This window comes from Variovorax sp. 54, from assembly GCF_002754375.1.
GTDB lineage: Bacteria > Pseudomonadota > Gammaproteobacteria > Burkholderiales > Burkholderiaceae_C > Variovorax.
The window spans coordinates 5,404,875-5,428,695 of the sequence record NZ_PEFF01000001.1; the positions used below are offsets into that span (position 1 = coordinate 5,404,875).

Here is a 23,821-nt window from a genome sequence, read left to right on the forward strand (position 1 = left end):
AGGTTGATCCGGGATTCCATTGACCCGTTTCGACGGGGTGATGCCCCATTAGTGTGAGTTTGTTTGCACACGATGACAAAAGAACAGGCCTACCTGTTTCCGTTGGTCAATATCGGCACTTTTCCCTATCGACTGTTCATAAACGTTAATACATTCCACTCCATTGTGAGAGGCATGTGGGGAGCGATGAAAAGGGAACCGATGGTGGACAGGGTGGAAACAAAAAACGGCCGTGTGGTGGTGCTGACGGACTCCGGCGAAGAGATCGACTGGCTGCGAAGCCGGTTGAAGGACGCTGGCTTCAGCCCGTTGTGTGTCGTCAACGAGGAAGACCTGCTCGAGGCTGCGTCGATGCCGGGCGTCGGGCTGTTCCTGCTGATGGGCGAGGCGATGGAGTGCGCGCTGCCGGAGATCCTGTTCGGCATCGGTGCCAGCCGTTCGGCCACGGCGCCGGTGGTCGTGCTGACCCGGTCGCGCGGCGTGATGGAAACGGCCCGCGTGTCGGTGTTCGACGTCGACGATTTCCTGGTGAACCCCTGGAATGCGGAAGAGGTTGTGGCGCGCGTGTCATCGCTGTGCGGCACGAAGTCGCTGCGCAGGAACGCGAAGCCGCACGGCCTCTACGGTTTCCAGCTCGTGCGCAGCCGCCTCGCGGTCGAGTACGCGAGCCGCGAAGCCATCATGACGCCGAGCGAATTCGAGATCGCCCGTGTGCTGGTGCGCCACCTCGACACGCCCGTGTCGCGGCAGCAACTGCCCCAGGGACCCCGCAGGAATGAAGAGCACGGGGCCAGCCGTTCGCTGGACGCGCTGGTGTCCCGGGTGCGCAAGAAGCTGGAGTCGATCGTGGGCGATGAATTCCGGGTGCGCTCGCTCTACGGGGTGGGTTACACGCTGGAGCGCGCGCACAACCGACGCGGCGGGTGAGGAGGGCGGGCAACGCCCCGCGATAGCCGAGGCCCGAAGGGCGGCGCAACGCCGTCCTGAATAACGAGGCCTGTCGATTCGATTTCGAATTGAAATCGGGTTTCAAAAGAACAACGAGTGAATTCCGGTGAGGTGAGCCGGTCGCCATTGGCTTGAATTGAATTCGAGCCAATGGCGCAGCCGTGCCTGTCGAAATGGAATTGAATTTCGAATATTCAGTGCATGAAATTTCATGTGAATTACCCGAGGGGCATCGGCGGGTGAGATTTGGTGGCTCGTCTGCCAGATGTCATGGCGCCTGCTTACAGGGCCTGTGAATTTGTAAATTCGGTTGCAAAGATGCCGAAAAAAGCCGTCTGCAGGCCGTCGGGCGTTGCGCCGAATTGACCTCGGGGCTCTGCAAGCTGCCCGGGAGTGATCGCTGGCGGCATGAAATTATTCAAACGTATCAACCACTTGTTCGAAGTCTGCATGTGAAATTGATCACGAACGAATTGCGCCATTATTCACAATCCATGCAATCGTCCAAATTGCATCCGTATTCACAGTTGTTAACTTTGGAGGGCTCGTCGTGACATTTTCACGGAACCCATGGCGATTGGAAGAGGCGGATCACTGAGGCGCGATTGATTTTGTAAACATCTAGAAAATAATATGAACGTGGTAAATGGCTCATCGATGCGGCTGAAAAAGTGCTCGCGCATGAGGTCTCGAACGGGCGTCGGAGGCGGTCGAAGTGTCGTCGCCGGTGCGATGTGTCAGTGGTGTGCTGCAAGTGGCTGGGAAATGGCTTTGACGCCAATTCGCGAGGCCACAGGTCAAGTCGGTTGATCTTTGTGCTGCCTCGGTCTGGCTTTGAAGTTGTTTTTAGGAGTTGTCTATGTCTATCGGAAGTTCATCTCAATTGAATTCGTTCATGTCGCCGGTCGTCCGGCTGACCGTTCGCCTGGGCCTGGGGCTCGGCGTGGCCATGACCCTGGGGCTGGGCGGCGTGGCCGCTGCACAGGGCACGCAAGCCGCGCCCGCACCCACCGAGGCCGCGCAGAAGAAGACCGTCGCGGTCGTGCTCACGCAGGCCAAGGTGGTCAAGGACGCGCAGGGCAAGGAGCAGCTGGTGTCGGCCGATTCGGTCAAGCCGGGCGACGTGCTCGAGTACACGGCCACCTACACCAACCACACCGGCAAGAACGTCAGCGGCCTCGTGGCCAACCTGCCGATTCCCGAAGGCCTGGAGTACCTGCCGAAGACCGCCAAGCCGGGCGCAACGCTGGTCAAGGTCGCGACCAAGGACGGTGCCTTTGCGGCCGAGCCGCTGGCGCGCACCGTCAACGGCAAGTCGGAGCCGGTTCCGTACAACGAGTACCGCTCGCTGCGCTGGACGCTGGGCCAACTGCCCGCCAACGGCTCGGCTGCCGTGACCGCGCGCGCCAAGGTCGAGGTGGTCGTGCCGCCCGCGCCCGTGGCTGCTGGCGAACCGCAAAAGGTTGCGCGCATCGCGCCCTGAGTTCCCCGCGCTGACGACGACCGTCGGCGGCACTGAGCCGCGCTGACGGCCGGTTCTCTTTCTTTCCCAAAACCCCGCTGGTTTTTCCATTGCCGGTTTCCGTTCGCGGAAATCCCCGGCCGGGGTGAGTTCGTCCTTTTTTTGACCTTTTTGACCCCAACCCGAGGAGAAACCCAAGTGACCCCAACCTTGTCTGCCCGTCGCACCGGCCCCGCGCCGCGCGCGCTCTGGGCGGGCGCAGCAGCCTTGACGCTGAGCTTCCTGTTCGGAAGCTCCGGTGCCTTCGCTGCGGCTCCACCCGCCAACACCATCATCGGTAACCAGGCTTCGGCCACTTACCTGGACCCCAACGGCGCCAGCCAACTGGCCACCTCCAACCTCGTGCAGACGACGGTGCAACAGGTCGGCTCGTTCAACCTGGACACCTACACCTCCGTGACGACCAACGTGGTCAACACGAAGACCGGCGCTGCAGGCACGACCGTGTACGCACCGCACGTGCTGACCAACACCGGCAACGGCAGCGACACCTTCACGTTCACCGTGACCGCACCGGCCAGCCCGAACGGCTTCACCAAGGTCGAAGTGTTCGCCGACGCGAATGCCGACGGCGTGCCTGACAGCACGACCGCGCTGTGTTCGGTCGTTCCGGGTGCCGTGTGTAACGTCCCGGCCCAGACCGTGGCGGGCAACAACGGCACCTTCCCGTTCGTCGTCGCGTACTCGATCCCGAGCACCGCTTCGTCGGGCACGTTCACCTCGCCGGTGGCCGCGACCATCACGGCCACGGCAGGCACGCCGGCGCTGTATGCCGCCGGCAACCTCACGGCAGCCGACGTCGACAACGTGAACCTCACGGACAAGGCGGCCTTCAATGCCACCAAGAGCCTGAGCGTTCCGTCGGTCGCCTGGTCCGCCAATGGCGGCGCCTGGCCCGCGGCTTCGACGAGCGGTCCGCGCTCGGTCGCCGGTTGCGCCGCCACCGTGGCAGGCGCGACCGCGCCGGCCGCAGGCTGCGTCTACACCACCTACACGTTGAAGTTCAACAACACGGGTGGTGCGGCTGGCCGGTTCGCCTTGACGGACACGCTGCCTGCTGGCTTCACGTACGTCCCCGGTTCAGCGGTCTGGAGCAACGCCCCCGGCGTCGCGCTCACGGACGCGGCAGCGGGCGACACGGCCGGGATCGATTTCAGCGCCGCTGGAAACGACCTGACCGTCGTCGTGAACACGCTGCAGCCGAACGTCACGCAGACGGTGAGCTTCGTGGTGATGGTCAATGACACGGCGGCCATCGGCACGTCGACCACGACCAACACGGCCAAGTACAACCCTGTCGACGCACCGGGTGCGACCTCCACGACCCCGGGCACGACGGGTTCGCCGACCAACCCGGCGAGCTACAACGTCATCGGCACCTTCGGCATCATCCTGGGTTCGGCTGACGCCACCGCCAGCCCGACGGCCTCGAAGGACACCGGCGCAGGCAACCCCAACACGAGCGTGGCCGACACCACGACCGTCGCCAGTGCAGGGGCAGGCACCACGGTGAAGTTCACGCAGACCGCGTTCAACACCGGCAATGCCACGGACGTCGTGAACCTCGCAGTGGCTGCGGGCAACACGTTCCCGGCGGGCACGACCTTCAGGTTCTTTGCCGCCGACGGCCTCACGCCGTTGATCGACAACAACAGCGACGGCGTTCCCGACACCGGTCCGATCGCAGCCAACGGCAGCGTGAAGTTCGTGCTGGCGGCCACGCTGCCGGCCTCGGCAGCGCCGGGCACGGGCGGCACGGCGATCGTCACCGGTACCTCGACGGGCGACAGCACGAAGACGGAATCGACGCGCGACACGCTGACCAACGTGACGGGTGTGCTGGTCGACCTGACCAACACCACCGGCGGTAGCAACGACGCGCTCAAGGGTGACCTGGGCACCGGTCCGAGCGCACAGCCGACGACCGTGAACTCGACGCCTGCGGGCACGGGCACGATCTTCACGCTGTTCGTGAAGAACAACGACTCGACGGCCAACACCTACAGCCTGGCGGCCAGCCAGAGCAACAGCTTCCCGGGCAGCCTGCCCGCGGGCTGGACCGTCAAGTTCGTGGCGGCAGGTTCGACCTGCACGGGCGCAGCGGTCACCACCCTGGCTGTCGGCGGCAATGCGCAAGCGCCGGTCGATGCCTGCGTGACGCCGCCTGCTTCGCAGACGCCGGTCACCGGCCAGGCGATCTACTTCCAGGTGCGTTCCACCATCGCGACCTCGACGGGCGTGGTGGCCATCGACACGAAGCTGGACGCAGTGACCGTGACCACGGCCAACACCTTCGGCGCGACCCTCACGCCGAACAACAACGGCCAGGTCGCTCCCGGCGGTTCGGTGGTGTATGCCCACACGGTGACCATCACCGGCGCGCAAAGCTGCGGCACCAAGTACAACGTCACGGCCACGCTGCCCGCAGCCGACGTGACGGCGGGTTGGACCACGGCGCTGTACGTTGACGTGAACGGCGACGGCCAGATCGACGGTGGCGACACGCTGGTGACGAACGGCACGGTCACCCCGACCGCACCGCCCACCGGCACCGCGCTGGACAGCGGCAAGACGCACAAGCTGCTCGTCAAGGTGTTCGCACCAGGCGGTGCCACGGCAGGCGCCACCGACACCGCCACGGTGACGGTGACCTTCCCTGACGTCGCAGCTTGCGGCTCGCCGACGGCCACCGACATCACCACGGTCATCACGGGCCAGATGCGCCTCGTGAAGACGCAGGCGCTGGACGTGAACTGCGACGGCACCGAGGTCCCGACCTCGTCGGCTCCGCTGGTCGCCAAGCCGGGTCAATGCCTCGTGTACCGCGTCGTCGCGACCAATGAAGGTTCCGCTCCGGTGACCAACATGTCGATCAATGACGCCGTGCCGGCCTACACCACCTTCACGGGTGCCACGCAGCCTCCGGCGCCCACGCGGTGCACGTCGACCGGTGTGACGCCCGCCTTCGCGGCAGCGAACTACACCTCGACCGCCACCACGGTCGCTTGCGGCAGCGCAGCCAACACGGTCGCACCTGGCGGCACCGCCACGCTGCTGTTCTCCGTGATGGTCAACAACTGAGCTTCACCCGAGTGAAGCGGAACCGATGGGCGTCCGCCCATCGGTTCCCTCGCACAGGGCCTGCGAAAGCCTGTGCGTTTTTCCTTTGCGCCTTCCCTCTCTTTCTCTTTCGAGAAGAGGGCGCAAACGAAAAAGTTCTTTCGTTTCTTCTGATCCCCCAGCGGTGATCGATCAAGGGTTCGCGGCATGCTGTTCACTTTCAATCCCAGAAGCACACACCGGCCATCGTGGCGCGGATGGGCTGCTGCGCTCGCCGCTGGCGCCGCGCTGCTGGTGGGTGGTGTCGCCCAAGTGAACGCCGCTCCGGCCCCCGCCGGCATCGTGATCCGCAGCATTGCCACGGGCACGTATGTTCCGAACGGCCTGGCGCAGACCGAGACCATCTCGTCCAACGAAGTGATCGCCACGGTGCTGCCCGTGGAAGCCCTGGTGCTCACGCAGGACCAGTCGCTGTCGCGCCCGCCGGCAAGCATCGTCACGCTGAGCCACCTGCTCACCAACACCGGCAACGTTGCCTCGACCTACACGCTGGCGCTGGCCAACAACGCGGGCGGCTGCGCGGCCGACACGCTCGATCTGTCGGCACTGCGCGTGGTGCGCGACACCAACAACAACGGCGTGGTCGATCCGGCCGATCCGGTGGTGCAGCTCAACGCAGCAGGCGCGATCTCCCTCAAGCCCGGCGAGACTGCTGCACTGCTGGTGCAGGGCACGATCCCCACGGCTGCGACCGGCGTGGCCTGCGTCGGTTTGACCGCCACCACCGCACTGCAAGGCCTCGTGGCGACGAACCGCGACATCGTCACCGTCGGCAACGCCGCCGCACTGCAGCTCGTCAAGTCCGCCAGCTACCCCGGCAACGTCATCCCCGGCCAGACGCGCATCGACTTCTCGGTCTCGGGCACCAACATCGGCGCGCAGGATGCGCAGCCGTCCAACGTCATCGCCCCCACCAACACGCCTTTGCTCGTGAACGGCGCGCCGTCCGCACTGGTCCTCGTGCGCGACCCCGTGCCCGCCGGCACCCAGTACGTGCCCGGCACGCTGCGCACCACGGCCGCCAACGCCGTCAAGCTGTACCGCCTGGCTGCAGACCCTGCCTTCAGCTACCGCACCGCAGAAGACGCCTCCGCCGTCGAAGTCGCCATCGGCATCTCCGCGCCTGTCGCACGCAACGTGTCCGTGGCGATGCAGTTCGCCGTCAAGGTCAACGCCGACCAGGCCGGCGAGATCCGCAACACCGCGCACAGCGCCTACAACGATGGCACCGGCCCGGCCACCGTGCCTTCGAACACCATCGTCATCAGCTCCAGCCAGGCCCGCATCGGCGTGGCCAAGTCGGCGTCGACCCCGCGCGTCAACAGATCCGCTGACGGCAAGACCGACGGCACGGCCACCGTGCGCTTCAGCGTCAACGTGCGCAACTACGGCACGTCATGGCTGTACGGCGTGCAGGCCGCCGACGTGATGGAAGGCGCAGGCGCCACGCAGTTCGGCGCCTACAGCACGGGCGATGCACGCAGCCCCAACCAGTACACCATCGTGCCCGGCTCGATCGTGATTGCTCCGGCGCCCAGCGGCGGCACCATCGCCGCTGCGAACCCCGGCTTCAAGGGCACCGCCGCCGCCTCGAACCTGCTGGCCGACGGCGCCGTGCTGCCCGCGGGCGCACAGCTCACGATTCAGTTCGATGCCCGCATCAACTTCACCGGCCGCACCGGCACCTTGTTCAACACCGTCAAGGCCTCGGGTGCATTGAATGCCGGCGGCCCCGCCGTGGCCCTGGACGATTCGGTCAACGGCGACAACCCCGACGCCGACGGCGACGGCAACCCCAACAACGACACCTCGCCCACACCGGTGTCCACGCAGTTGCCCACGCTCACGCTGACCAAGCAGGCCTCCATCGCCCGGCGCGTGTCGCCCGGCGTCTACGAGCTGGACTACACCTTCAAGGTCACCAACACCGGCGCCGTCGCCGCACCCAACGTGCGCGTGATCGACAACCTGAACTGCACCTTCGACATGGACAAGTCGAGCGGTCAGGTCGCCGCCTGGGAACTGCTGGGGCCGCCCAAGAGCGCCAACGGCAACCTCAACGCCGCCACCGGCTTCACCGGCCGCGCGACTTGCAACCGCTCCACGCAAGACAGCGCCGACCCGTTCCAGCTGCCCACCGAAGTGGCGCTGAGCCTGACCGATGGAAGTCGTGCATTGGCCCCCGGCCAGAGCGAGCAGATCCGCCTGAGCGTGCGCATCACCGAGAAGCCTGCCGCCATCGGCGGCCGCGTCTCGCTCACCAACAAGGCCTGGGCCGCCGCCTTCGAGCAGAACACCGTCAACGTCACACCGCAGATGCTGCTGGCCGCCACGGCCACCTCGGTGCAGTCGCTGCTGGTCGATCCGCAAGGCACGGTCTACAACGCCTTGACCCGTCAACCCGTGGCCGGTGCCCTGGTCACCTACACGCGCCAGTCGTGCAGCAGCGGCACGGCCGGCCCCATCACCGCCGCAGAGATCTACGGCGCGGATTCGGGCAGCTACACGCTCAACCCCAACGGCAGCATCTCCATGACCACGGGCGCCGACGGCGCCTACCAGTTCTACCTGCAGACGCCGCCGGTGACGGGCCTGTGCACCTACGGCATCTCGGTCACGCCCCCCGCAGGCAGCGGCTACGTCTACCCCTCGCAGTTGATCCCCGTCACTGGTGGCTCCTTCACCAGCTGCGGCGCCGTCGTGCCCAGCGCCGTGCCCCCGAAGGACGCCGACCCGACCAGCTACTACTTCCAGGTGCAGGCCGGTGCCAAGCCCGATGGCACGCCCTGCGACGCCGTGCACAACCACATCCCGCTCGATCCGGGCAACATCCTGGGCCTGGTGCTGCGCAAGGACGGCAGCAAGCGGCAAGTCGAGTTCGGCGACTTCATCGACTACGCACTGACGGTCACCAACAAGACCGGCTTCCCGGTCACCGGTGTGACCTTCAACGACACGCTGCCCCCGGGCTTCGCCTACGTGGCCAACAGCGTGCGCCTCAATGGGCAAGTGGTGCCCAACCCCGCTGGCGGCGCTGGCCCCGGATTGATCTTCAACTACCCCTCGCTGGTCGTTGCGCCGGATCAGTCGGCGATGGTGCGCTACCGCGTGCGCATCGGCGTGGGTGCGCCCACCAATGGCGATGCCATCAACCGCGCCCGCGCCACCTCGGGGCCCATCCAGTCGAACCTGGCGAACTGGACCGTGCGCGTGACGGGTGGCGTGTTCTCCGACGACGCCTTCGCCTTCGGCAAGGTATTCCTGGACTGCAAGCGCGATGGCAAGCAAGAGGGCGCCGACGAGATCGGCGTCCCAGGTGTGCGCCTGTACATGGAAGACGGCACCCACGTCGTCACCGACATCGAAGGCAAGTGGAGCCTGTACGGCTTGAAGCCCGTCACCCACGTGCTGCGCCTGGACCAGACCACGCTGCCGCTGGGCGCCAAGCTCGAAGTGCTGGACAACCGCAACTCGGGCACCCCCGAGAGCCGCTTCGTCGATCTGAAGAAGGGCGAGTTCCACAAGGCCAACTTCATCATCACGAACTGCGATGAGAAGAGCGTCATCGCCGAAGTGGCCGCGCGCCGCGCCGCCATCGCCGCACGCCCCGACACCGAGGCCGAAGCCCAAGTGCGTCTGCGCCTGGACCCCGAAGGCAAGGTGATTCCCGTGGGCGACGTGCGCGGCCTGCCGGCCACCGGCCAGGCATTGATCAGCGGCAGCACCGGTGCAGTGCAGACGACCTCGGCACCACTGATCGCACTGCCCGTGGCCCCGGCCAACGCCAGCAGCTTTGTGAGCGGTGGTGGCGGCAGCATGGGTGGCACCCTCGGTGTGCAACCTGCAGCGCCGCTGGATGGAACCGTCCCTGCGATCCCGACGGGCAGCCTGTTCTCGCCGCTGGGCGGCCTGCCCACCTCAGGCCTGCCGTCGTCTGCTACCAGCGGATCGGCCACTGGCGTCGGCTCGCAAGCCATGCGCCCCATCGGCATGGGTGGTTCCATGTTGGAACCCCGCACCAACCCGCTGCTGCCCCAAGCAGCGCCGAGTCCCATCGAACTCGAGACCCTGCTGCCCCAACTCGAGAACAACACCCTGGCCTTCATCGGCCTGAAGGACCGCGACACCGTCGCCGGCCAGTCGATCAACGTGCGCGTCAAGGGAACGGCCGGTACCTCCCTGCGCCTGAGCGTGAACGGCACCGCGCTGGAAGAACGCCGCGTCGGCAAGAAGACCCAGCTGGCCTCCAAGAACATTGCGGCCTGGGAATACATCGGCGTCGCCCTGCGCCCCGGCGCCAACACCCTCAAGCTCGAAGCCGTCGACGGCTTCGGCAACGTGCGCAGCAGCGCCGACGAGATCACCGTCATCGCCCCCGACAAGCTCGGCGCCATCGAGGTCGACCTGCCCGAGGTGGCCCGCGCCGACCTGCGCACGCCCGTCGTCGTCAAGGTGCGCCTGATCGACGCGGCCGGCGTGCCCGTCACCGCCCGCACCCAGCTCACGCTGGAGAGCGACCGCGGCCGCTGGATGGCCGAAGACCTGAACCCCACCGAACCGGGCACGCAGGTCTTCATGGACGGCGGCGTGGCCGAGTTCCAGCTGATGCCCCCGGGCGAGCCCGGCGATGCCCGCCTGCGCGTGAGTGCCGGCACCTTCGTCAAGGAAGTGCGCCTGGCGCTGCTGCCCGAGATGCGCCCCATGATCGGCGTGGGCATCGTCGAAGGCGTGCTGGACTTCACCAAGCGCGGCAAGCTGCCCCTGGGCGCCATGCCCGCAGGCGCTGCCTTCGAAGCCGAACTCTCGGGCCTCAAGGACGAAGGCACCCACAGCCGTGCCAGCGGGCGCGCTGCCTTCTTCTTCAAGGGCACCGTCAAGGGCGAGTACCTGCTCACCGCCGCCTACGACTCCGACAAGACGCGCAAGGACCGCCTGTTCCGCGACATCCGCCCCGACGAGTTCTATCCCATCTACGGCGACTCCGCCGTCAAGGGCTTCGACGCTCAGAGCACGCAAAAGCTCTACGTGCGCATCGACAAGAACCGCTCCTACCTGCTGTACGGCGACTTCACCACCGCCAGCAGCACCGAGGTGCGCAACCTCAGCCAGAGCAACCGCTCGCTCACGGGCCTGAAGCACGTGTACGAAGACGAGAACGTGCGTGCCACCAGCTACGTCTCGCGCACCGCCCAGACGCAGCAGGTGGAAGAGTTCCGCGCGCTGGGCACCTCGGGCCCGTACTACCTGAGCGCCAGCAACGGCGAGTTCGTGGACAACAGCGAACAGATCGAGATCGTGGTGCGCGACCGCAACCAGCCCAACATCGTGCTGCAGCGCACGGCCGTGGCGCGCTTCGTGGACTACACGGTGGAGCCGCTGACGCGCCGGATTCTCTTCACGCACGCCATCGCCTCGATCGATGCGAACCTGAACCCGCAGTCGATCCGCGTGACCTACGAAGTGGATTCGGGTGGTCCCAAGTTCACCGTGGCCGGCACCGACGTGCAAGTGAAGATCGACGACCGTCTGCAGCTGGGCGTGGTGGCCTCTACCGACGAGAACCCGCAGAACAAGCGCAGGCTGATGGCGCTCACGGGCGTGGCGCGCATCGGTGAAAACACCAGCGTCGCCGGCGAGATGGTCAAGACCGAATCCGACGAGAAGGGCAACGGCCACGGTGTGCGTGCGGAAGCGCGCTACCAGGACGAGAAGCTCGCCGTGGTGGCCCTGGCGGCCAAGACCAGCACCCGCTTCGACAACCCCGGCGCGAGCTTCTCGGCCGGGCACGCCGAGGTCTCGGCGCGTGCCGAGTACCGCGTCGCCCCGACCCTGGCTGTGCGCGGCGAGGCGCTGTACAGCAAGGATGCGGCACAAGTCGACGAGCGCAAGGGCGCCACCGTGAGCGTGCAGAAGAAGCTCAGCGACAAGACCGTCGCCGAGGTGGGCCTGCGCCACGGCCAGAGCAACAACGCATTGGGTTCGAGCTCGGGCTTCGACTACGGCCAGATCTCCACCTACAACGGCCAGATGGGCAGCAGCATCGGCGCCAACAGCGTGACCACGCTGGGTGCAGCCGCAGCAGCGGGAAGCATCGACACCCAGAGCCAGACCACCGTGCGCGCACGCCTGTCCACTGAAGTGCCCGGCGTGGCCGGTGCGCAGGTGTTCGTCGAAGGCGAGCAGGACATCAAGGACGGCAAGCGCCACGTGCTGGCCATCGGCGGCAACTACGCCATCACCGACAAGACCCGTGTCTATGGCCGCTACGAACTGATCTCGACGCTGAACGGCCCCTACGAGCTGGACAGCACGCAGCGCAACAACACGGGCATCGTCGGCATCGAGAGCAACTACATGGAGGGCGGGCGCGTCTACAACGAGTACCGCATCGCCGACGGCGCCGAGGGGCGCGGGGTGCAGGCGGCCATCGGGGTGCGCAACACCTTCAAGATCAACGAGCAGATCCGCGTGACCGGGGGCGTGGAGCACACGCGCGACATGAGCGGCTACAGCAACAGCAAGAACACCGGCACGGGCTATGCCGGCGGGCTGGGCGAGTCGACCGCGATCACCAGCGGCATCGAGTACATCACCGACACGATCAAGGCCAGCGGCGTGTACGAGGCGCGCTGGGGCGACGACGCGAACACGCGCCTGTTCAGTGCCGGCTTCGGCTTCAAGCTCGATGCGTCCTGGAGCCTGCTGGCGCGCAGCATCGTGAGCGACAGCGAAGGCCAGGGCACGAATGCGGGCAACGAGCGTCACCTGCAGCGCCACCAGATCGGCATCGCCTACCGGCCGGTGGACGACGACACGTGGAATGCACTGGCGCGCTACGAGCGCCGTTCGGAGAACGTGGTGGGCGCGGGCAATGCCGCAGGGTCGCTGCAGGGCAGCAGTGTCTTCGGCGCCGACAACGGTGCGAGCCTGCCGGGAAAGACCAGTGCAGACATCGTCTCGGCGCACCTGAACTACAACCCCGAGCCGGGCAAGGCGGTGATGGCGCGCTACGCCTTCAAGCTCAGCCGCGCGGATGACGGCATGCTCGCCAGCAAGTACTGGGCGCACCTGGTGCAGGCGCGCTACACGCAGGACATCAACCAGGACTGGGACTTCGGGGTGCAGGCCGGCTTGCTGTATGGCAAGGGCGGCGCGCTGCAGAAGACCTTCGGGGTCGAGGTGGGCTACCAGGTGCAGAAGAACATGTGGGTGTCGGCGGGCTACAACTTCGTGGGGTTGAGCGACCGGGACCTCACCGCCAACGAGTACACGAGCAAGGGTGCCTATGTGCGCCTGCGCTTCAAGTTCGATGAGACGCATGTGGGGTTTGCTTCGGCGGGGGAGACGAACACGGCCAAGGCTGCGAAGGCAGAGAAGCTGGCTGCGGATGCGCCTGAAGTGGCACCGCTGCCGGCACGCACCGTGCTGCAGGCCGAGGCGCTCTTCGAGCCCACGAAGTCCCTCATCAAGCCGCAGGCGCACGACACGCTGAACACGCTGGCCGCGCAGATCAAGGCGACCGAGGCCGAGGTGGTGATCCACATCAGCCACGCCGATGCGCAAGGCAGCGCCGACGACCGCCTGCAGCTGATCGCGCAGCGGACCAACGCGGTGCGCAGCTACCTCATCGGGCACGGCGTCGATGTGCTGCGCCTGCGCACCGACACCAAAGAAGACACACCGCCCGTGGCAAGCGATGACAACGGCCCTCAGAGCCGCTGGGTCGTGATCGCCGCAGCCGCGCAAGAAACCCGCTGAACGAGACCATGATGCAAAGCAGAACGAGAAACGAAGCGGGCGGGATGGCGGTGCTCGGCGGGGTGCTGAAGGGCATGCTCGCCGCGACGGCCCTGTGGCTCTTTGCCATGCCGGGCGCGCAGGCCGCGACCGCGCCGTGCACGCCGCAGGCGGGCTTCAACACCTGCGTGGCCTTCACCTATTCGGGCTCGGCGCAGACCTTCACGGTGCCTGCGGGCGTGTCGTCGGCGCGCGTGACGATGTGGGGGGGCGGCGGCGGCGGCTCGCTGACGGCAGGTGGAAATTCGGCCAACGGCGGCGCCGGTGGCTTCGCCGACGGGACCGTGTCGCTCACACCGGGCACCGCCATGGCGGTGACGGTGGGGCAGGGCGGACAGAACGGAGGCACCGGCTCGACCTACGGCCGCGGTGGTGGCGGCGGCGGTGGTGCGAACGCGGGCGTTGCCGGTTCTTCCGGCGGCGGCATGAGTGCGCTGTGGAACGGCAGCACGGAGTTTTCGACAGCCGCCGCACGACTGGTCGCAGGCGGTGGCGGCGGCAGCGCCTTCTGGACTGACGTCGGCAGCCCGGTGCCGGGCGGCGGCGGTGGCACGCTCGGCGGGTCTTCCTCAGGCACGGGCGGGCGGGGCGGTACACAGTCCGCCGGCGGTGCGATCGGAACCCCGACGACTGCGGGGACGGCGTGCCCAGGCGGTTCCGCCGGCAGTGCCTTGCAGGGCGGCACCGGGTGTTCGGCTTCGGGGGGGACCTTCGCCCAGTACGAAGGCGGCGGCGGTGGCGGCGGCGGCTGGTTCGGCGGCGGCGGGGGCCTGGCCCAGTGCAGCAACACGCCCAATCCTGTCACGGCCGGGTGTTCCTACAACGGCCCCGGTGGCGGCGGCTCGGGCTTCATCGGCACGGGGGTCACCGGTGGCGTGCTCACTGCAGGGGCCAACGGGAGCTACTCGGCGACTTCCAATCCGGGGAACACGAGTGCGCCTTACCAGTCGGGTGTCGGCGTGGGCGGGTCGCGCAGCTCGTTGACCGGGGACACCGGCGGCAACGGCCTCGTCGTCATCCAGTTCAACGTGGTCACGCTGCAGCTCGCGAAGGCCTGGTCTGCCGGTAGCAACACCAATGACGTCGCGCGCATCGTGGCCACCACGGGCGGCTCCAACTTCTTCGGCGCCAGCAACACCGCGACCTTCACCGCGACGGCACCCGCAGCCGGCAACAGCGGCACGCCCGTGGGCGTGAACATCGGCAACGTCATCACGCTGCCCGCTGAAACACTGACCACCGGCACGCTCGCGAACTACAACACCGTGCTGTCGTGCACCGTGAACAGCGGCACGATGGCCAGCACGCTCAGTGGCACCAACGGGCAGGTGTCGAACACGCTGACGGTCGCCCTCGGCGACATCGGCAAGGACATCGTCTGTACCTACACCAACACGCGCAAGACGGCGACCTTGCAGCTGGCCAAGTCCTGGAACCCCACCAGCGTGACGGGCAATGTGGCAAACATCGGCGCCACCACGGGCGGGGCTGCAAACACCACGGCGTTCGCATCGACGGCACCGACGGCGAACACCAGCACGACCGTGACCGTCGCTGCCGGCAACACGATCACGTTCCCGGCGGAAACCATGAGCTCGGGCGCACTGGCGAACTACACGACCGTGTTGTCTTGTACCGCCGGTGGCGGGACGACGGCCAACACGCTGAGCGGCACCAACGGGCAAGCGACCAACACGCTGGTGATCGGTGCGGCCGACGAGGGCAAGGCCATCGTCTGTACCTACAGGAACACGCCGAAAACCTCCACGCTGCAACTGGCCAAGGCGTGGGGAGCGAACAGCCTCACGGGCAACGTGGCGAGCATCGGCGTGTCGTCGGGCGGCACGAACAACACCGCGGCGTTCACGGCGACGGCACCCACGGCGGCCACCAGCGGCACGGCCGTGACCGTGGCCACGGGCAACACGATCACGCTGCCGGCCGAGACCCTGACCACAGGCACGCTGGCCAACTACAACACCGTGCTGGCGTGTACCGCGGATGGCGGCACCACGGCCAACACGCTGAGCGGCACCAACGGGCAGAACACGAACACGCTGGTGGTCGGTGCGGCCGACGCCGGCAAGGCGATCGTCTGTACCTACACCAACACGCCGAAGCAGGCGACCTTGCAGATCGCCAAGGCGTGGGGTGCGAACAGCATCACCGGCAACGTGGCGAGCCTCGGCGCGAGCACGGGCGGTGCGAACAACACCACCGCCTTCACGGCGACGGCGCCCACCGCCGCCAACAGCGGCACGGCCGTGACCGTGGTCGCCGGCAACACCATCACCTTCCCCGCGGAAACGATGACGACGGGGACGCTGGCCAACTACAACACGGTGCTGGCCTGTACGGCCGGTGGCGGCGCCACGGCCAACGCGCTGAGCGGCACCAACGGACAGGTCACCAACACTTTGCTGATCGGCCCGGCCGATGCGGGCAAGGCCATCGTCTGCACATACACGAATACAGGTCGTCCTCCACCTACCGTATTGCTGGGCAAGGCTCCCGGTGCGGGACCCGTTGCCAATACGACGTTCGATTTTGTGTTGACAGGGCTTTCAAGAACGACGGCTTCCATCACCACCACGCGCTTGCAATCAGTCAATGACCCGCTAGGCAGCTCGACCGGATCGATTGGCGTGCCAGTAACGATCACCGAAGTCGGAATCCCATCCGCCTGGTCCAACTACATCACCAGTCTCGGCTGCACAGACAGCAATTCGGCCGTCAGTGGCAATCCAGCTTCGTTTGCCGGGACAGTGAGCGGCAACGTTGCAACCATTCCCGCCGCCAACATGAGGGCCAATGCCATCCTCACCTGCACGGTGCAAAATCGCCGGCCCTCCGTACAGATCGGAAAGGTCGTCGTGGGCACCGCCCCCGACGGTGGCAAGTTCAACCTGACCGTGTCAGGCGGGCGTCCGCAGACTGAGTTTCTCACCAATCCCGTGATCGATGTGTCGAGTGGCGGTTTCGGCGATCGCGTTGGTGTCGATGCGGGCAGCACGATAACGATATCTGAAACGGCTGGCACGCTGACTTCCTTGAGCAACTACACCGCGACCGCGAGTTGCAGTTCGGGTGTCGCAGTCACACCGGTGTCGGGCACGCCGGGTGCTTTCACGCTCACTGCCCCGTCAGCGTCCGCGACGCCCGCTGCGCGAGACATTACCTGCACTATCACCAACACGCCTATCCCGCACAAGCTCCAGCTGAGAAAGACTTGGAGCGCCGGATCCTTGGCCGGCGACGCAATCAGCGTGACCACCATGGGCGGCAGTGCGAACGCAGCGATCACGTCTGTGGCGACTGCCGCGGGTAACACGACCAACGGCACGGCCGTTGATGTAGCTGTTGGCGACAACATCACGCTGCCAGTGGAGAACTTCACCAGTGGAAGCGCTGTCAACTACACCTCGACGGTCAGCTGCAACAACAGTGTGTCGCCGCTGAGCAATGCGACTTTGCCCGCGAGCTTCACAGTAGTCGCGGCCGACACGGCAGTGTTGTGTACCTACACGAACACGCAGAAAACGGTCACCCTGCAGGTGCACAAGGCCTGGGGCACGAACAGCGAGGTGGGTAACGTCGCCAGCATCGGCGCCACCACGGGCGGGACCAACAACACGGCTCTGTTCACCGCGACCGCACCCACGGCCGCCAACAGCGGCACGGCGGTGGTGGCGGCGGTCGGCAACACCATCACCTTCCCGGCGGAAACGATGACCACCGGCACGCTGGCCAACTACACGACCGTGCTGTCGTGTACCGCCGATGGCGGCGCCACGGCCAACGCATTGAGCGGCACCAACGGCCAGGCCAGCAACACGCTGGTGATCGGCGCGGGCGACACTGGCAAGACCATCGTCTGTACCTACACCAACACGCGCAAGACCGCGGCGGTGACGTTGTCCAAGACCTGGACCGGCGCCATCGCCGGCGACAAGGTCAACCTGACGGTCAGCGGCAGCGCCGCCGAGGTGACAGGCGCGACCGCCGGCACGTCGACCGCGCCGGCCACCACCACCAACGCCACGGCCACCGCGGCCAGCGGTGCCACGGTGACGCTGGCCGAAGCCTTCACGGTTGGCAGCGCGGCCAACTACACGACGACGCTGGCCTGTACCAAGGTGTCGGACGGCAGCACGGTGACGCTGGCTGGCAGCGGCCTGAGCCGCACCTTCACCATGCCGTCGGACAGCGCGGTGAACTGCGCCTACACCAACACGCGCAAGACCGGGACGCTTCAGCTGTTCAAGGCCTGGAGCGCGGGCAGCACCACGGGCCACGTGGCGAGCATCGGCGCGACCACGGGCGGCGCGAGCAACACCACCGCGTTCACGGCGACGGCGCCGACGGCCGGCAACAGCGGCACCGCAGTGTCGGTGGCCGCGGGCGACCTGCTCACGTTCCCGGCCGAGACGATGACCACGGGCACGCTGGCGAACTACACCACCGTGCTGTCGTGTACGGCCGATGGCGGCGCCACGGCGAACACGCTCAGTGGCACCAACGGGCAGGTCAGCAACACGCTGCTGGTCGGCGCGGGCGATGCGGGCAAGGCTATCGCCTGTACCTACACGAACACGCCGAAGACTGCCACGCTCCAACTGGCGAAGGCCTGGAACCCCAACAGCATCGCCGGCAATGTGGCGAACATCGGCGCGAGCACCGGCGGATCGAACAACACCACGGCGTTCACCGCGACGGCACCCACGGGCGCCAACAGCGGCACGGCGGTGACCGTGCAGGCAGGCAATACGATCACGCTGCCGGCCGAATCGATGGCGCCGGGCACGCTCGCCAACTACACCTCCGTGCTCGCATGTACGGCCGGCGGCGGCGCCACGGCCAACGCGCTGAGCGGCACCAACGGCCAGGTGAGCAACACGCTGCTGGTCGGCGCGGGCGACGCGGGCAAGGCCATCGTCTGTACCTACACCAACACGCCCAAGACCGTCACCGTGCAGCTGCGCAAGGCCTGGAGCGCGGACAGCACGAGCGGCGATGTGGCCAGTATCGGCGCCACCTCGGGCGGCAGCAGCAACACGGTGTTGTTCACCGCGACCGCACCTACCGCCGGCAACAGCGGCACGGCGGTGTCGATGGTCGTCGGCGGCACGCTCACGCTGCCCGCGGAGACGATGACCACGGGCTCGCTCGCCAACTACGGCACCGTGCTCGCGTGTACCGCCGACGGCGGCGCGACGACCAACCCGCTGAGCGGCACCAACGGCCAGGTGAGCAACACGCTGGCGATCGCCGCCGCTGACGCCGGCAAGGCCATCGTGTGTACCTACACGAACGCGAAGAAGACCGTCACCCTGCAGGTGCGCAAGGCCTGGGGCGCGAACAGCGAGACGGGCAACGTTGCCAGCATCGGCGCGACCACGGGCGGTGCCAACAACACGGCCCTGTTCACCGCGACCGCGCCCACGGCCGGCAACAGCGGCACGGCGGTGATTGCAGCGGTCGGCAACACCATCACCTTCCCCGCGGAAACGATGCCCACGGGCACGCTGGCGAACTACACGACCGTGCTGTCGTGTACCGCCGACGGCGGCGCCACGGCCAACGCACTCAGCGGCACCAACGGACAGGCCGGCAACACGCTGGTGATCGGCGCGGGCGATGCCGGCAAGGCCATCGCCTGTACCTACAGCAACAACCGCCTGCCGACGGTGCAGATCCGCAAGCAGGCGCTGGGCGGCACGGGAACCTTCGCGTTCAGCGGCACCAACGGCTTCGGCGCGGACAGCATCAATGTCTCGGTGTCGGGCTCGACGGTGGTCGGCACCATCAAGACGCTGACCACGGCGAACACGCAGACGGTGCTGACCGAAGTCGCGGCCTCGATGCCCGGCGGCTTCGCGTTCTCGGGCGCGACCTGCACGGGCCTGGCGGGCGGGGCGAGCGCTGCGGTCGATCTGGTGGCGGGCACCGTCACGCTGCCTGCAGCCGGGCTGACGAACGGCACCGCCGTGGTCTGTACCTTCACCAACACGCTCGCGGCCATCGTGAGCGGTCGCGTGTTCCTGGACAACGGCATCGGCAGTGGCACGGCCAACGACGGCATCGTCAACGGTGGTGAAGGCCCGCTGTCGGGCGTGAGCGTGCGGCTGACCAACTGCGGCGCGACCGTGTACGCGAGCGCGCTCACTGACGCATCGGGCGGCTACAGCCTGAGCGTGCCGGCCGGCACGGCCACGGGCTCGGCGATGTGCGTGGAAGAGACCAACCCGGGCACGCGCGTGTCGACGGGCGCATCGGTGGGCAATGTTGCGTTGCCGTCAGGCTCGGCAGTCGCTGCAGCGGGTGGCACCTACACGTACACGCGCACCGGCACGCCCGACCGCATCGCCTTCAGCTGGAACGGCACGGGCCACAGCAACCTGAACTTCGGCGACGTCGACAACAGCGCCTTTGCCACCGACGGCGCCAAGACCGGCCTGCCGGGCAGCACCGTGACCTACGCCCACACCTTCACGGCCGGCACGGGAGGGCAGGTGCGCTTCAACGTCGCGAGCGAGACGGCCACGCCGCCGATCACCGGTTGGACGACGAAGGTCTTCGCGGACGTGGGGTGCACGGGCAGCCTGCAGCCCGGCGCCGCGCAGCTGTTCCCGCCGAGTGCGGCAGCCACGCCCGTGGTGTTCGCGGGCAAGGTCTGCGTGATCGTGCAGGAGTTCATTCCCGCCACGGCACCGCTGGGCTCGAGCAACAAGGCGACGATCCGCGCCGACTTCAGCTACACCAATGCGGCCCCGTCGCTCAGCGGCAGCTTCACGCTCGACGACCTCACGACGGTGTCGGGCGTGGCACTGGAGCTGAAGAAGGAAGTGCGCAACATCACGCAAAGCGGCACCTTCGGTGTGAACAACCAGGCCAAGTCGGGCGAGACGCTGGAGTACCGCATCACCTACACGAACAACGGTGACGCACCGATCCGCAGCATGGTCGTGAACGACATGACGCCGGGCTACACCACCTTCGTGAGCGCGACCACGGGCACCACGCCCGCGTCGCTCACGGGCTGCGTGAAGAACACGCCGGCGAATGCACCGCCGGCCGGCGCGGTGGCCTGCACCACGGTTCAGCCCGCAGGCGGCACGGGCGCGATCGACTGGCGCTTCACCGGCACGGTCGAGCCGGGCGGCACGGGCTTCGTGCTGTTCCAGGTGAAGGTCGACTGACGACCCGGCGGGGCGCTCAGGCCCTGCGCTTGAACAGCGCGGACGCGCCGCTGGCCCGCGCCACGTCGTCCGCCGCGGCCAGCAGCTGCGGGCCCAGTGCGAGCATGCGTTCTTCCGTGAGCCGCACCAGCGGCCCCGCGATGGTGATGACGCCGATCACGCCGCCGTGCGCACCGCGCACCGGCGCGGCCATGGCGGTCATGGCGGGGGAGAACACTTCGTTGATCATCGAGAAGCCGCGCTTGCGCGTGGCGCGCAGGAACACGAGCAGCGCCTTCATGGTGGTCGGCGCCTTGGGGCCGAAATCTTCCGGCTGGCCGAAGCCTTGCTTCGCGACGAGTTGCAGCGCCTGTTCGTCCGTCATGGTCGACAGCCACGCGTGGCCCGCGGAGCTGCACGAGAGGTTCACCGACAGGCCCATGTCCGGGTCGTAGCGCAGCCCGCGCGTGGCGCCTTGCGCCTTCGCGACGAAGGTGAGTTCGTCGCCGTCGACCACCGCCAGCCGCACCAGCTCGCCCGATGCGACCGCGAGCCGATCGAGCAGCGGCTGCGCCACATCGACGATGCCGCTGTTGCTCAAGAAGCTCAGGCCCAGCGACACCAGCTTGATGGTCAGCATGTAGTCGCCATGGCTCTGGTCTTGCCGCACATAGCCGCAACGCACCAGTTCACTCAGCAGGCGATGGGTGGCGCTCAAGGGCATTTCCAGCTCGGCAGACAGCGCGGAAAGCGCGCGGCCCTCGGGGTGGCCGGAGAGGTGTTCAAGCACCTTGAAGCTGCGTTCGAGTATGGCTGTCATGAGACGACTCTAGCATTTTGCCAAGTGTTTTCACTAGTAGAAAGATTTTCCACTAAATCGATAAGATCGCGCCGTCTGGGGTCGGAGGCGCTTCTTGGCGCCCCGGCATGGATCGCTCACATCGCAAGCTGGAGAACAACTTTGAGAACGCTTTACCGCTCGCTGGCCACCGCCGGCCTCGCCCTCGCCCTGGTCGTTCCTGCTGTTGCGCAAGCGCAGCAGGAGCGCGTGATCCGCTTCGGCCATCTGAACAACGCCGACCATCCCGTGAGCTTCGGCGTCAAGCGCTTTGCCGAGCTGCTCTCGGCCAAGAGCGGCGGCAAGATGAAGGTGCAGGAGTTCCCCGCTTCGCAACTGGGCAATGAGATGCAGCAGCAGTCGGCCCTGCAGGGCGGCGTGCAGCAGATGTCGGCGCCGGCCACCACGTCACTGGCAGGCATCGTCAAGGAGTTCGGCCTCGTCGACTTCCCCTTCTCGGTGAACAACTTCGCGCAGGCCGATGCACTGCTCGACGGCCCGCTCGGTCAGGCGCTGATCGCCAGGCTCCCGGAGAAGGGCCTCGTCGCCTTGGGCTACTGGGATCTGGGCTTTCGCAACGTCACCAACAGCAAGCGCCCCATCGCCAAGCCTGAAGACCTCGAAGGTTTGAAGATCCGCGTGATCCCCAACCCCGTGTTCCTGGAGACCTTCAAGGCCTTCAAGGCCAACCCGGTGCCGATGCCGTTCGCCGAGCTGTACGGTGCGCTCGAAGCCAAGGCAGTGGACGGTCAGGAGAACCCGTACGCGGTGATCCTGTCGAACAAGTTCTACGAAGTGCAGAAGTTCGTGAGTGCCACGAACCACGTGTACGCCGCCAACATCGTGCTGGTGAGCAAGAAGTTCTGGGACTCGCTCACGCCCGCCGAACAGAAGATGATGAACGACGCGGCCAACGAGGCACGCGGCTACCAGCGGCAAGTCAGCCGTGCGGCTGCGCAGAAGGCCGTGGGCGAACTGCAGGCCAAGGGCGCGCAGTTCAACGAACTCTCTGCTGCTGAGCAGAAGCGCATGCGCGACATCGCCAAGCCCGTCATCGACAAGTTCGCCGCCCAGTACGACCCCGCCATCGTCAAGCTCTACAACGACGAGCTCGTGCGCATCCGCAAGTAGCGCGCCCCCACGGCTGACGAGGAATTCCTTCTTCGTTCTCGCCGGCAATTTCCGTCACTCCCACGTCTGCGCCTGCCGCCACCCGCGGCGCAGCGACACGTGCTGGGCGCGTGCGCCCGTTCGATTCCGCCATTGACCACAAAGAGGAGACTCCGTTGACACATTCCAGATCCTTTCCCTTCGGACTTGCATCGGCCGCCGCGCTCGCGCTGGCATTGACTGCCTGCGGCGGAGGCGACGGCGGCGGAGGCGCGGCCTTGCCGTTCCTGCCCGTGGCGCCCGCGCCCGCTGCCTCGGCACCGCCGCCCGCACCGACCGACGAAGTGCCGCCGCCCACCGACCCGGTGGCCGAGGTCGACGACAGCTTCGACACGTACTACAACGTGTGCCGCGGCACCAACCCCAAGTGCTACAACGACTGGGGCGCCTTTGCCACCACGCCCGACCGCGTGCTGATCTACTCGCGCACCGCGGGCCCGCGCCATGCCGTGCTCGGCACGCCGATGGCGGCCGGCCTGAACCCCGCGATGAACCCCGACAACGTGATGCAGGCCGGCCTCGTGCGCATGCTGTCGGCCGAGGGCATCACGGTCGACTGGACCGAAGACGTGGCCATCCTCAGCGGCCGTATCAACAACTACAAGGCGATCATCTTCGCGAGCTCGAACCGCGACACCTTGTGGAACGGCGCCGTGAGCACCAGCCAGGACGCCGCGCGCACCGCGCTGCGCAACTACATGCGCCGCGGCGGCGGCTTCGTGGGCCTGCACAACGCCTTCGGTGCCGAATACAACTGGCCGTACTACGAAGGCCTGCTGGGCAACGCGAACTTCTACAACCACGGGCCGAACCGCGGGGGCGATGTCGAGATCGTCTCGGACGACCCCTCGACGAAGGACGTGCCCAAGCGCTTCTCGTTCCAGGACGAGTGGTACAACCTGATGCCCTTCCCGACGAAGGTGAAGTTCCTGGCCAAGGTCGACACCTCGACGCTGAAGCCGCTCACCTCCGCGCCGCATCCCGGCCACGCCGACTTCCATCCGGTCGCGTGGTGCCAGTACTACGACGGCGGCCGTGCCTGGCTCTCGACCCTCGGGCACAACGCGCACTCGTTCACCGCCGACCTGTCGGGCGTGGGCGCCATCGAGTTCCAGAAGCTCGTCGTGCAAGGCGTGAAGTCGGCGATGGGCCTGACACCTTTCTGCACCACTGAATAACCGCGACTCCGCGGGGCCAGTGCCGCGCCGTGTGCGCGCCACCGGTCGTTTCGAACACCCCTGTTCCAAC

General features: G+C 66.9%; 8 protein-coding genes. 7 read left to right on the forward strand and 1 reads right to left on the reverse strand.

The window, feature by feature from the left end; genetic code table 11:
- The first annotated feature begins 72 nt into the window (after positions 1-72).
- From CLU95_RS24715 to CLU95_RS24735, 5 genes are all read left to right on the forward strand, one after another.
- Complete coding sequence (locus tag CLU95_RS24715; protein WP_099796032.1) at positions 73-927, forward strand: winged helix-turn-helix domain-containing protein; 855 nt, start codon at positions 73-75, stop codon at positions 925-927.
- 916 nt (positions 928-1,843) lie between these two features.
- A complete protein-coding gene (locus tag CLU95_RS24720) occupies positions 1,844-2,431 on the forward strand; it encodes a DUF11 domain-containing protein (RefSeq protein ID WP_099797469.1) in 588 nt (195 codons plus the stop codon).
- Positions 2,432-2,608: 177 nt separating this feature from the next.
- Positions 2,609-5,551, forward strand: coding sequence for a DUF11 domain-containing protein (locus CLU95_RS24725; protein ID WP_099796033.1), 2,943 nt, complete (start codon positions 2,609-2,611; stop codon positions 5,549-5,551).
- Between the two features lie 186 nt (positions 5,552-5,737).
- Complete coding sequence (locus CLU95_RS24730) at positions 5,738-13,348, forward strand: OmpA family protein (protein ID WP_099796034.1); 7,611 nt, start codon at positions 5,738-5,740, stop codon at positions 13,346-13,348.
- 11 nt (positions 13,349-13,359) lie between these two features.
- Positions 13,360-20,586 carry a prealbumin-like fold domain-containing protein gene (locus CLU95_RS24735; protein WP_143606060.1) on the forward strand — a complete coding sequence of 2,409 codons (7,227 nt, stop codon included), beginning with the start codon at positions 13,360-13,362 and terminating at the stop codon, positions 20,584-20,586.
- 16 nt (positions 20,587-20,602) lie between these two features.
- Here CLU95_RS24735 and CLU95_RS24740 read toward each other — a convergent pair whose 3' ends face one another.
- Complete coding sequence (locus CLU95_RS24740; protein ID WP_099796036.1) at positions 20,603-21,385, reverse strand: IclR family transcriptional regulator; 783 nt, start codon at positions 21,383-21,385, stop codon at positions 20,603-20,605.
- Positions 21,386-21,526: 141 nt separating this feature from the next.
- On the opposite strand from CLU95_RS24740, the gene CLU95_RS24745 reads away from it, so the two are divergent.
- Both CLU95_RS24745 and CLU95_RS24750 read left to right on the forward strand, forming a co-directional pair.
- Entirely contained in the window at positions 21,527-22,534 is a 1,008-nt protein-coding gene (locus tag CLU95_RS24745; RefSeq protein ID WP_099796037.1) for a TRAP transporter substrate-binding protein, read from the forward strand.
- A 155-nt stretch (positions 22,535-22,689) separates the two neighbouring features.
- Complete coding sequence (locus CLU95_RS24750; RefSeq protein WP_099796038.1) at positions 22,690-23,751, forward strand: ThuA domain-containing protein; 1,062 nt, start codon at positions 22,690-22,692, stop codon at positions 23,749-23,751.
- The last annotated feature ends 70 nt before the right edge of the window (positions 23,752-23,821 follow it).

Excerpts from the sequence above, each read along its gene's own strand:
- CLU95_RS24715 (WP_099796032.1), top strand. The coding sequence starts at position 73 with ATGACAAAAGAACAGGCCTACCTGTTTCCGTTGGTCAATATCGGCACT.
- CLU95_RS24720 (WP_099797469.1), top strand. The coding sequence starts at position 1,844 with ATGTCGCCGGTCGTCCGGCTGACCGTTCGCCTGGGCCTGGGGCTCGGC.
- CLU95_RS24730 (WP_099796034.1), top strand. The coding sequence starts at position 5,738 with ATGCTGTTCACTTTCAATCCCAGAAGCACACACCGGCCATCGTGGCGC.
- CLU95_RS24735 (WP_143606060.1), top strand. The coding sequence starts at position 13,360 with ATGCAAAGCAGAACGAGAAACGAAGCGGGCGGGATGGCGGTGCTCGGC.
- CLU95_RS24740 (WP_099796036.1), bottom strand. The coding sequence starts at position 21,385 with ATGACAGCCATACTCGAACGCAGCTTCAAGGTGCTTGAACACCTCTCC.